10 protein-coding genes are annotated in these 10,308 nt (G+C 64.8%); 1 reads left to right on the top strand and 9 read right to left on the bottom strand.

Annotated elements, in window-relative coordinates; genetic code table 11:
• Window positions 1-72 precede the first annotated feature (72 nt).
• The 8 genes from VFL62_RS12330 to VFL62_RS12295 form a co-directional block, all read right to left on the bottom strand.
• The gene (locus VFL62_RS12330) at window positions 73-741 is read right to left on the bottom strand and encodes an amino acid ABC transporter permease (RefSeq protein ID WP_325172655.1); all 669 of its coding nucleotides are present in this window, start codon (window positions 739-741) and stop codon (window positions 73-75) included.
• 43 nt (window positions 742-784) lie between these two features.
• Entirely contained in the window at window positions 785-2,041 is a 1,257-nt protein-coding gene (locus VFL62_RS12325) for an FAD-dependent oxidoreductase (protein WP_325172654.1), read from the bottom strand.
• A 12-nt stretch (window positions 2,042-2,053) separates the two neighbouring features.
• Window positions 2,054-2,809, bottom strand: a complete 756-nt coding sequence (locus tag VFL62_RS12320) for an SDR family NAD(P)-dependent oxidoreductase (RefSeq protein WP_325172653.1) — start codon at window positions 2,807-2,809, stop codon at window positions 2,054-2,056.
• Window positions 2,810-2,894: 85 nt separating this feature from the next.
• Window positions 2,895-4,298, bottom strand: a complete 1,404-nt coding sequence (locus VFL62_RS12315; protein WP_325172652.1) for a sodium:solute symporter family protein — start codon at window positions 4,296-4,298, stop codon at window positions 2,895-2,897.
• Window positions 4,299-4,357: 59 nt separating this feature from the next.
• Complete coding sequence (locus VFL62_RS12310) at window positions 4,358-5,527, bottom strand: mandelate racemase/muconate lactonizing enzyme family protein (RefSeq protein ID WP_325172651.1); 1,170 nt, start codon at window positions 5,525-5,527, stop codon at window positions 4,358-4,360.
• A gap of 49 nt (window positions 5,528-5,576) precedes the next feature.
• Complete coding sequence (locus tag VFL62_RS12305) at window positions 5,577-6,290, bottom strand: SDR family NAD(P)-dependent oxidoreductase (RefSeq protein WP_325172650.1); 714 nt, start codon at window positions 6,288-6,290, stop codon at window positions 5,577-5,579.
• Between the two features lie 7 nt (window positions 6,291-6,297).
• Window positions 6,298-7,230, bottom strand: coding sequence for a dihydrodipicolinate synthase family protein (locus tag VFL62_RS12300; protein WP_325172649.1), 933 nt, complete (start codon window positions 7,228-7,230; stop codon window positions 6,298-6,300).
• A 27-nt stretch (window positions 7,231-7,257) separates the two neighbouring features.
• Window positions 7,258-8,220, bottom strand: coding sequence for an IclR family transcriptional regulator (locus VFL62_RS12295; RefSeq protein ID WP_325172648.1), 963 nt, complete (start codon window positions 8,218-8,220; stop codon window positions 7,258-7,260).
• Window positions 8,221-8,628: 408 nt separating this feature from the next.
• Here VFL62_RS12295 and VFL62_RS12290 point away from each other — a divergent pair, with 408 nt between their 5' ends.
• The gene (locus VFL62_RS12290) at window positions 8,629-8,904 is read left to right on the top strand and encodes a hypothetical protein (protein ID WP_325172647.1); all 276 of its coding nucleotides are present in this window, start codon (window positions 8,629-8,631) and stop codon (window positions 8,902-8,904) included.
• A gap of 95 nt (window positions 8,905-8,999) precedes the next feature.
• Here the strand turns inward: VFL62_RS12290 and VFL62_RS12285 are convergent, their stop codons facing one another.
• Window positions 9,000-10,190 carry an MFS transporter gene (locus VFL62_RS12285; RefSeq protein WP_325172656.1) on the bottom strand — a complete coding sequence of 397 codons (1,191 nt, stop codon included), beginning with the start codon at window positions 10,188-10,190 and terminating at the stop codon, window positions 9,000-9,002.
• Window positions 10,191-10,308: the final 118 nt, after the last annotated feature.

Here is a 10,308-nt window from a genome sequence, read left to right as displayed (position 1 = left end):
AGAGCGTACCCCCTCACCCTGACCCTCTCCCCATGGGAGAGGGAGCCCGCCCCCGTCGCCGAGACCAGATCTTCACGCCTTGTCGTAGGTCATGCCGCGTTCGAGCCGGCGCGCGGCCAAGGTCGAGGGAAACAGGATCGCGAAGTAGATCAGCGCGACGATGGTATAGACCTCGAGCGGCCGGTAGGTGTCGGCGTTGATCAGGGTGGCGTTGTAGACGAGGTCCGGCACCGCGATGACAGACACCAGCGAGGTGTTCTTGAGCTGCGTCACCGACTGGTTGACGTAAGGCGCGAGCATCGGCTTGAGCGCCTGCGGAATGATCACGAGCCGGAGCAGCCGCCACGGCCGCAAACCGAGCGCGCGCGCGGCATCCCACTGCCCGCGCGGCACGCTTTCGATCGAGCCGCGCACGATCTCGGCATAGAACGCGCCGCCATAGAGCGACAACACCGTCATCGCGGCGACATGCGCCGGGATGTTGACGCCGATCACGACCGGAAAGGCGTAGTAGAACCAGATGATCTGCACCAAAAGCGGCGTGCAGCGAAACGTTTCGATATAGGCAATCAAAAGCCAGTCGATCACGGGATAGCGCCGCAAGCGAAGAATGCCGACGATGAGGCCGATGATTGTGCCGAGCACAATGGTAGCGACCGTGTAGGTCAGCGTCCAGCCGATCCCGAGCCAGAACAGATGGCTGTATTTGGCGAGGATGCCGAAATCCCAGACGTAGTTCATTGCGGCACCTGCGCAAGATCGGGCATGAATCGCCAGCTCCGCATCAGATGTACCGGCCCGGCGAAAACGCCGCGACATCGAATGTCGGCGTATCGCCTGCGATCATCGCCGCAATCGCCGAGCCGGTCGCAGGCCCCGTGGTGAAGCCGATATGCTGGTTGCCGAAGGCGAGCCAGAGGCCCTGGTGTCGCGGCGCTTTTCCAATCATCGGCAGACTGTCCGGCAAAGTGGGGCGCGCGCCGCGCCAGGGCTCGCCTACCGGTGCGCCGAATTCGACCACCTCGCGCGCCATCGGCACCACCATGTCGAGCTGAACGAACGACGACGGCGCGTCGCGGTCGGTGAGCTCGACGCCGGAGGTGACGCGAATGCCATTTTCCATCGGCGTCACCAGGAAATTTCCATCGGCATCATGAATCGGACGTTGCAAGCTCCGTGCCGGGTTCGGCGTGAATTCGCGGTGATAGCCGCGCTCGACCGCAAGCGGGACGCGGTAGCCGAGCGGCCGCAGGATATCCGCTGACCACGGCCCGAGCGCGACGACGACGTGACGCGCGGCGATCGCGCCGTCCGCAAGCACGACGCGCCAGCCATCGCCGACCGGTTCGATCGACCTGATGTCGGACTGGCGTATTTCGCCGCCCGCACCGGCGAACATCCGCGCATAGGCCTTGGTCACGTTGCCCGGCGAGTCCACCGAAGCGGTCTGGGTATGAAGCAAGCCGGTCTTGTAGAGCGGCACGATGTTCGGCTCGAGCGCCGAAATCGCCTGACGGTCGAGCAGTTCGCTCTTGATGCCGAACTCGGCCAGAAAAGCCTGTTCTTGTTTGGCGGATTCGGTGGCCTCACTGCGCCAGGCCTTGAGCCAGCCGGTCTCACGAATACGATTTGCCGCGCCGGCTTTCACGATCCATTCGCGGTGCAGTTTCAGCGAGGCGCCGATCAGGCCATGCAGCGCGGCGGCGCGCGGCCGCATGCGCGACGGCATCGTGTTGCCGAGAAAGCGCGCGACCCAGTCGAGGTTCTTCATCACCCAGAGCGGGTCCCAGCGCAGCGCCGCGCTGGAGTTGCCGAGATAGGACGGCAGCGCGCGCCACAGCGACGGCTGGTTGAGCGGCCGGATCGAACCTGACGAGAGAATGCCGGCATTGCCATATGACGTTTCGCTGCCGGGCTCGCGGCGATCGATCACGACGACCGAGAGGCCGCGTTGCCGCGCCGCGATGCCGGCCGAGACGCCGACGATGCCCGCGCCGAGCACGGCGACGTCGACCGTTCTACCCGTCAAACCATCCGACATTCACCGCTGCCCTTATAAGAGTGTGAGCCCGCCATCGACCGGCAGCGCCGCACCGGTCACATGCGAGGCTTCGGCGGACAAAAGGAAGGCGATCACGGCCGCGACCTCATCGGGCTCGGCCAATCGCGACAGCGGATTGGCGCTTGCGACCTTCTGCCAGGCGCTCGCATCGAGCGCGCCGGTCAGGCCCGCATCCTTGCGCGTGAAGCCGGGCATCACGACGTTGGCGGTCGCGCCTGAAGCGGCAAGTTCGATCGCCAGACACTTCACCAGCACTTCGAGCGCAGCCTTCGCCGAGCCGGAGCCCGGATAGCTCAAATCGGGCGTGAAGCGATGGGCGGCGAAACTCGAAACCGCGACGACTCTGGCCTGCGGCCGCTTCAGGTCGACGAGCGCCGCGCTCGTCATTTCGTGAAAGCTCGCAGCCATCACTGCAAAGGCGCGCTCGAGCCCTTCGCGCGGCAGCTCGGCAAAACCGCGGCGGTCGGCGAAGCCGGCAGCATGCACGATATAATCGACGGGGCCGAATGTGTCGCGCGCCGCGCTAACGAGCGCCGAGGCGGTGCCGGCCTTCGCGAGGTCGCCGGTCAAGGTGCCGACTTTGGCGCCGGCCTTTTCGCATTCGGCCGCGACGCTCTTCAGGCGCGCAAGCCCGGCTGCGTCGCTGCCCTGCCCGTGCAGCATCAGGCCGACATCAGATTTCGCCAGCCGGCGCGCCACCGCGGCGCCAATGCCGGAACCCGCCCCCGTAATCACAGCAACGCGCAAAATGCCCCTCGTGCGCCTATTTTCACCCGTGGCGACTATAGGTCCTGACGCCTTGAATGCAACAGACCGGGCCGATGCCCTCGCATCAGACCGCGGATTTGGCGGGCTGCGGCGCCGCGCTTCCCCAGTGAAACAGTTTTTCGATGAAAATGATCACCGGCGGCGTCAGCAGCGCGACATACATATTGTCGATGCCGAAGGGATCGCCCGACAGATACCAGGCCGTGGTGGTGGCGGCCGCGCCCAGAAGGCCGAGCGTCGCCCCGCGATTGCTGGCAAAGAACGGCAGATAGAAGCCGATCATCGCGACGATCGAAATCGACAGCCGAAGCGCCCGCGTGAAGAACGACAATTGCAGCAACCCCGGCGCGAAAAACACGAAGATCAGCGGGATGAAGCCGATGAAGACCGACATCAGGCGCGTGGCGCGGAATTCCTGCTCCGGCGTCGGCTTGAAATACGGCGCGTAGAAATCCCGCACCACCAGCGACGAGATCGCAAGCGCCACCGTCGAGACGCCGACGAAGATCGAGGCCACCAGCGAGATCGAGACGAAGGCGGCCCACCCGACATTCATGCTCTGGATAAAGACCGGAAGCGCGAACAGGCTCTTCATGTCCGGATAGAGATATTTGGCGCAGACGCCGATCAATCCGAGCGCAATGCTGACCGGCACGCTCAAGGCGCCCGCGATATAGGTTGCCTGGCGCGCCGCCGCCGCGCTCTTGGTCGAGGCGACCGCCTGGATGATGAACTGGGTGGAAAAGATCGCGCCGATATTGCCGATGAAGAAGGCGATGATCGTGGAGAGGCCGATATGACCGTCCCATGAAAAATAGAACGGCGGCAGGCTCGCCGCGACCGGCGCGATGCCCTTGGTCAGATAGAGCGCGACGCCGAGCACGACGAACACGCCGACATATTTGACGGCACAGTGGATCATCGACACGTAGGCGACGCTCTTGAAACCGCCGAGCGCGAAATAGAAGGTGCTGACGCCGGCGATGATGAAGGCCGCGGTGGTCAGGTCCACCTTGAGGATGGTGGCGAGCGAGGCCGCGCCGCTGACGTAATTTCCGAGATTCACCATCAACAGCGCATAGATCATGATCAGCGAGACCACGAGCTCGGTGGAACGGCCGAAGCGCTGCGCGATCATGCCGGAAATGGTGTACTCGCCCGAGTTATAAAGCTTCTTCGCCAGGAAGAAGCCGAACAGCGGAAAAGCGATCGCCGCGCTCAGCACCGCCCACGCCGCCGCCATGCCATGCTCGAACGCCGCCTGCGCCACCCCGATGGTCGACTTGGCGCCGATGAATTCCGACATCAAGAGAATGCCGACCACGATCGCCGGCACCGAACGGCCGCCGACCATGAATTCCGCAGAGGTCTTGCTGCGCAATCGCACGGTCAGCCATGACGTGAGCGCGATATAGAGAACGATCGTGACGACGATCACGCCGGTATCGAAATAGCCGAACGATTGCATCCTGGATGCCTCCTCCTCAATTTTCTTGACCTGAAGCTCCGGTTGACCCGGATGTTTGATCAGGCCGCGAGCGCGCGCATTTCCGCGTAGAGATCGGACTTGCCCTCAAAGCCGATTCCCGGCAGCTCCGGCATGGTGATGTGACCGTCGATCACCTTCACCCCGTCGGGAAAACCGCCATAGGGCTGGAACAGGTCGGGGTAGCTTTCGTTGCCGCCAAGTCCGAGACCGGCGGCGATATTGAGCGACATCTGGTGGCCGCCATGCGGAATGCAGCGCCGCGGCGACCAGCCGTGGCTGCGCAGCACCTCCAGCGTGCGCTCATATTCGACGAGGCCGTAGGACAGCGCGCAGTCGAACTGCAGCCAGTCGCGGTCGGCGCGCATGCCGCCATAACGGATCAGGTTGCGCGCATCCTGGTGACTGAACAGGTTTTCGCCGGTCGCCATCGGGCCGGGATAATATTCCGATAGCGTCGCCTGCAGGTGATAATCCAGGGGATCGCCGGCTTCCTCGTACCAGAACAGCGGATAATCGCGCAGCATCTTGGCATAGGCGATCGCGGTATCCAGATCGAAGCGGCCGTTGGCGTCGACGGCAAGCCGCGCATTTGCGCCGATCTCCTGCAGCACGGCTTCGATCCGCGCGCGGTCTTCCTCGATCGGCGCGCCGCCGATCTTCATCTTGACGACGTTGTAGCCGCGATCGAGATAGGAGCGCATCTCGGCGCGCAAGGCGTTGTTGTCCTTGCCCCGATAATAGTAGCCGCCCGCCGCATAGACGAACACGCGGGGATTTGCCGTCATGCCGTGACGCTCGGCGAGCAGTTGAAACAGCGGCTTGCCGGCGATCTTGGCGGTGGCGTCCCACACCGCCATGTCGATGGTGCCGACCGCGACCGAACGCTCGCCGTGACCGCCCGGCTTCTCGTTGCTCATCATCGCGGCCCAGACCTTGTGCGGGTCGAGATTGGTGCCGGCTTGATCGAGCAGGCTCTCCGGCTTGGCGTCGAGGATGCGGCCGGCGAACCGTTCGCGGATCAGGCCGCCCTGGCCGTAGCGGCCGTTCGAGTTGAAGCCGTAGCCGACGACGCGCTTGCCGTCCCGCACCGCATCGGTCACCACGGCGACGAGGCTCGAGGTCATCTTCGTGAAATCGATATAGGCGTTGCGGATCGGCGATGAGATCGGCTTGGTGATCTCGCGCACTTCAACGATACGAACCGACATGAATTCTCCTGTTTGACGTTTCCGCCCCCTTTGCACCGGGCGCTTTTATTCAAAGTGAGCCGCCGCCGCACATCACGATTTGCTGGCCGGTGATGGCGCCGGCATCCGGACCGACCAGAAAGGCCGTGAGCGCGGCGACTTCATCGGGCCGGATGAAGCGGCCGATCGGCGGCATCCTGGGCGGCGTGGCGGCGCGCGCCGGGTCCATCAGCATCGCCGTTTCGGTCGCGCCGGGTGCGATGACGTTGACGGTGACGCCCTTGGGTGCGAGCTCAATCGCCCATGAGCGCGCCATGCCGACGAGCGCGGCCTTGACCGCGGCATATTGGCTGCGGCCCGCCGCACCGGCCGCCGTGCGGCTGCCGATCAGCACCATGCGGCCACCCGCGCTCATCCGCGGCAGCAGCGAATTGGCCAGCACCGCCGCCACTTCGACATGCAGGCGCCACATCGCCTCGCCGTCCTCGGGATTGAGCGCGCCAAGCGGCGCCGTGCGCATGAAGCCCGCGGCGTGAACCACGGCGCTGACGCCATCGAGTTCGTCGAGCACCGCGCCCAGGCGATCAAAGTCGGTGAGGTCGACCGCGACCTGGCGGAAATGCGCCGGCGAATGTTCGGCGCGCGCCTTGTCGAGGCCGACGACGTCCCAGCCATCGGCGAACAGGCGCGAGGCGATCGCCTGCCCGATGCCCGACGCAGCGCCGGTGACGACCGCGCGCCGCGCAGCCGCCTCTCTCCCCGCTTCTGCCTCCCGGCTTGCCATCACCGCCTCAGGCCGCGGCGCGCTTGGAAAGCCCGGCATGCGCGAGCGCGGCGCGGATCGCCTCGAGCTGCTGCGCGTTCGGCGCATGCGTCGGCGGCCGCACCGTGCCGTCGCGCAGGATCCCCGCGAGCGCCATCGCCGCCTTCATGCGGCCATGCGCTTCACCGGTCGGCTCGCCGCCGCCATAGACGACATCCTTCAGCGGCGTGATCAGCGACTGGATGCGCATCGCCTCGTGCAGGTTGCCGGCCTTCACCGCCTTGAGCAGGTCATAGATCAGCCCGGGAATCAGCGAGGCAAAGCCGACCAGCGCCCCGTCGATGCCCTGCACCATCGAAGCCAAGAGGTATTCGTCGTGGCAGGTGAGCAGCGCCTTGCTGGCATCGGCGGCGCGAATTTCCTGGATGTCGCGGGCATATTTGTTCATCTCGCGCTCGCCCATCTTGAAGGCGGCGACATGCGGCAGCCTGGCAAGCTCGGCCAGCAGCGCCGAGGAGTAGGAGCCGCGCGTCCACGCCGGATAGATATGGACGATCAGAGGCAGCGCGGTCGCTTCGCCGATCGCGTTGAAATAGTCGATGCAGTGCTCGGGCAGAAAACCGAAGCGCAGCCAGTGATGCGGAGGCATGATGTCGAGGCCGGTGGCGCCGGCATCCTTGGCCCATTTGGCCTGCTCGACCGCATCCTTGATGCCTTCGCAAACCACCGAGGAAATCACCGGGCACTTGCCCTCGACGGCGCGCGCGGTAATCCGCGTCACCTCGGCGCGCTCGCGCGGCGTCAGCGAGAACACCTCGCCGGTATGGCCGTTGGTCATCAGCGCCACGATGCCGGGCTGGGCCGCGAGCCATTGCGAGAAGCGGCGCAGCTCGCCCTCATCGATGCTGAAATCGGCATTGAAAGGCACGGCGATGGCGGGAATGATTCCATCGAAATTCATTTTTGACACTCTTACCTCCTCGTTCGTTCAGGACATCGTTCGTTCATGCGTAAAGCCGCCGGAGCTTTGCAGCGCGCGCGACAGCGCTTTCGCCGCCTGCATCACCGCGCCGGCGCCCGCCGCTTCGAAAGCTTTCAGCTCGGTCTGGAACGCCGGCGCCGCGATGCTGAGCCCGGCGAGCGGAACGCCATCGGGATCGAGAATCGGTGCCGCGATCACATAGAGGCCGGAAACCGTTTCCTGATCGGAGATGGCATAGCCGCGCCGCTTGACCTGCTCGAGCCGCTTGAGCAGCGCCTCGAGGTTGGTCTCGGTGGTCGCGGTCAGTTGCCGGCGCGGTTGCGCTTCCAGCACCGCGATCTGATCGGGCCGTGAGAGCCATGCCAGGATGGCGTGGCCGATCGCCGTCGAGTAGGCGGGAACGCGGCTGCCGATCCTGATATCGACCCCGAGCCGCGCCAGTCCGGCCTGGATGCGCTCGACATAAAGCACGTCGGCGCCCTCGAGCACGCCGATCGAGGCGGCCTCGTTGATCTCGCCGACCAGTCCGCGCAGAATCGGCCGCGCACGGGTGCGCAGGTCTGAGCGCGCGATCGCGTTGAAGCCGAGATCGAGCACCTTCAGCGCCAGGCGGAACTTGCGGCTGTCGGCAACGCGATCGACATAGCCGATCTCGACCAGCGTGTTGAGAAAGCGGAACGCGGTCGCGTTGTCGATGCCGGCGAGCCGCGCCACTTCGGCCATCGTCAGCTCGGGCTCCTGCGCGGTGAAGGCCTCGAGCACGCGAAATCCCTTGGCGAGCGACTGCACCGTGTTCTTTTCCGAAACGGCATTTTTCGCAAGACCGGCGCGCTTGGCGGTAACCCCGCCCTTTTCGGCGGCAGCGGCCGCGGCGCCCTTCTTGCCCCGCGCGGCGCGCGACGTGCCGGCAATCCTGCCCGCTTCGGCATGCGAATAATTATTCGAATTTTTCCGGGGCGAAGAGGCCATCGTTTTCGGGCTCGTCAAAAAGTTCGGATAGCGAACTAAAGTTCGTAAAATAGAATACCCGCCAGCGCATCGCCCGTCAAGAAACGACATCACTCATCAGAAACGACCGGCGACCTCACGCGCCGCGGCGGGCCCGCTTGGGCAGCCAGCCGCTTGTTTTGTTGGCATCGCGCATCCTTCATCTCGCCTCGCGCGTGCCGAAACCCAGCCATGCCATTTCGTCGAGGCAACCTAGGGCGGCACCGCCACGCCCGATTTGCCGGCGAACTGCAAGGGGATTTGCGTTGCGGCGAAATGGTTCCACCGGCCGCACATCGAAGCTTGCGGATTACCAATCGGCAAACGAGGAACGCAGGCGGCGCTTGCCGGTTGGTTCCCGCGATCATGAACGGATTTCAGGAGCCACCCATGAAGAACAAACTTCTCGTTTCGACAGTTGTCGCGGCTTCGCTGCTCGCGGCGCCTGTTGCCTTCGCGCAAACCTCGGCACCCCCGGATTCGACGGGACCCTCAACCGCTGAGACCAGCAGGGCGCCGGCCCCCCATCATGCCATGCGCCATCATGGCATGAGCCGTCATGCCATGGCGTCGACGCACAAGCGCGGCACGACCATCGGCATGGGTTCGGGCGCGCGCGCCCGGCCGGGCGGCGAGTCGGTCTCCCGCAAGCCTGCGGGGGACTAGTCGCGCAAGTAGCGTTGTAAGTAGCGTTTGAGCAGCGTGAGACGCCCCGAGGTCGAACGGCCTCGGGGCGCATGCATGCGCGAGCTTTGACTTCGTTAAGGCAAGACCAGTAATCCTGCCGCGACCAGCATCGCCGCGAGCGCGGACAGCCCGAGCGACCAGTGGATCCCGATCAGGCTGCCGATGAAGCCGACCGAGATGCCGCTGAAGGTGCGAAGACCGAGGCTTGCCATGTTGAACAAGCCGATGACGCGGCCGCGCTTATCGGGCGGTGCATCGAGCTGCACCAGGCTCTGCGCCATCGCGTTGAAGGACAGTTCGAGAAAGCCGGCGGCGAGCAGGAAACCAAGCGCCCACCAGTAGGCGTTTGCGAAGGAAAACACCGTCAGCGCGCCGCCCCACAATAGCGCCAGGATCATCGCGGTGCGCGGCTTCGGCGGCAACAAACCGCCGCCTTCCAGGATCAGGCCGGCCAGAAGTCCGCCGGCCGCATCCGCCGCCAGCAGCATGCTGTAGGCCAGGCCCGGATCACCGTGCTGGAGGTCGGCAGCGAAGTTCGGCATCTGCGAGCTATAGGCGTTACCGACGAAGAATGACGCCGCACCCGAAAGCACCACCATCGACACGATGGTCGAATGCCCCTTGATCTCGCGCATGGTCGCGATGATGTCGTTGAGCCCGCGCACCGCGCGGCGCGGCGCCGCCACCGCGGCCTTGCGAAACTTCGGCCCGTAGGGCGCAGCGATCAGCCATATCACCAGCGGCAGATAGAACATGGTGTTGAGAATGATGCCGCCGGTGGCGCCGAGGGCGAGCAGAACCGCCGCGCCGACCGCGGGTCCCGCCAGCACGGCGAGATAGCGCGCCATGGCGTTGAGCCGCACCGCGCTTTCGAGTTCGGCGGGACCGACGATGTCATAGAGCAGCATCTGGTTCGGTGTTTGCCACAACACACCGGCGCAACCGTGAATGATCAGGATCGCCATCGCCTGCCACATCTGCAGACTGTCGGTATAGAAGAAATAGCCCCAGGCCAGCGATGCGATGATGAACAGCGCCATGCCGCACTGGATGACACGGCGTGAGTCGAAGCGATCGGCCAGCGCGCCGGAGGCGACCGAAAACAAGAGAAACGGCAGCCAATGCGCGACCACGGCAAAGCCGCCGAGCGCCGGCGAGTGAAATTTCTGGAATACGACCCAGTAGCTGATCACGTGCTCGATGTTGTCGGCCATCATCGCGAGCACGTAGGTGGTGAACTGCGCGCGAAAGCCGGAATGGCGCATCGCCGCAAAGGATCGCATTTTCGGCGCCGGGGGTTGGCCCCCTGTTGGTGTGCCGTCGTTCATGATCTGGAATTCCTGAAAATTGCGAGGCGCGAGTGCAAACCGACCGACGTTCGAA

The sequence above is a fragment of the Bradyrhizobium sp. genome (assembly GCF_035701725.1).
Lineage (GTDB): Bacteria > Pseudomonadota > Alphaproteobacteria > Rhizobiales > Xanthobacteraceae > Bradyrhizobium.
Note: the sequence above shows the minus strand (reverse complement) of the source record. Positions and strands in the feature narration are given on the sequence as shown.

Excerpts from the sequence above, each read along its gene's own strand:
- VFL62_RS12330 (WP_325172655.1), bottom strand. The coding sequence starts at position 741 with ATGAACTACGTCTGGGATTTCGGCATCCTCGCCAAATACAGCCATCTG.
- VFL62_RS12325 (WP_325172654.1), bottom strand. The coding sequence starts at position 2,041 with ATGTCGGATGGTTTGACGGGTAGAACGGTCGACGTCGCCGTGCTCGGC.
- VFL62_RS12295 (WP_325172648.1), bottom strand. The coding sequence starts at position 8,220 with ATGGCCTCTTCGCCCCGGAAAAATTCGAATAATTATTCGCATGCCGAA.
- VFL62_RS12315 (WP_325172652.1), bottom strand. The coding sequence starts at position 4,298 with ATGCAATCGTTCGGCTATTTCGATACCGGCGTGATCGTCGTCACGATC.
- VFL62_RS12285 (WP_325172656.1), bottom strand. The coding sequence starts at position 10,190 with ATGCGCCATTCCGGCTTTCGCGCGCAGTTCACCACCTACGTGCTCGCG.
- VFL62_RS12305 (WP_325172650.1), bottom strand. The coding sequence starts at position 6,290 with ATGGCAAGCCGGGAGGCAGAAGCGGGGAGAGAGGCGGCTGCGCGGCGC.
- VFL62_RS12310 (WP_325172651.1), bottom strand. The coding sequence starts at position 5,527 with ATGTCGGTTCGTATCGTTGAAGTGCGCGAGATCACCAAGCCGATCTCA.
- VFL62_RS12300 (WP_325172649.1), bottom strand. The coding sequence starts at position 7,230 with ATGAATTTCGATGGAATCATTCCCGCCATCGCCGTGCCTTTCAATGCC.
- VFL62_RS12290 (WP_325172647.1), top strand. The coding sequence starts at position 8,629 with ATGAAGAACAAACTTCTCGTTTCGACAGTTGTCGCGGCTTCGCTGCTC.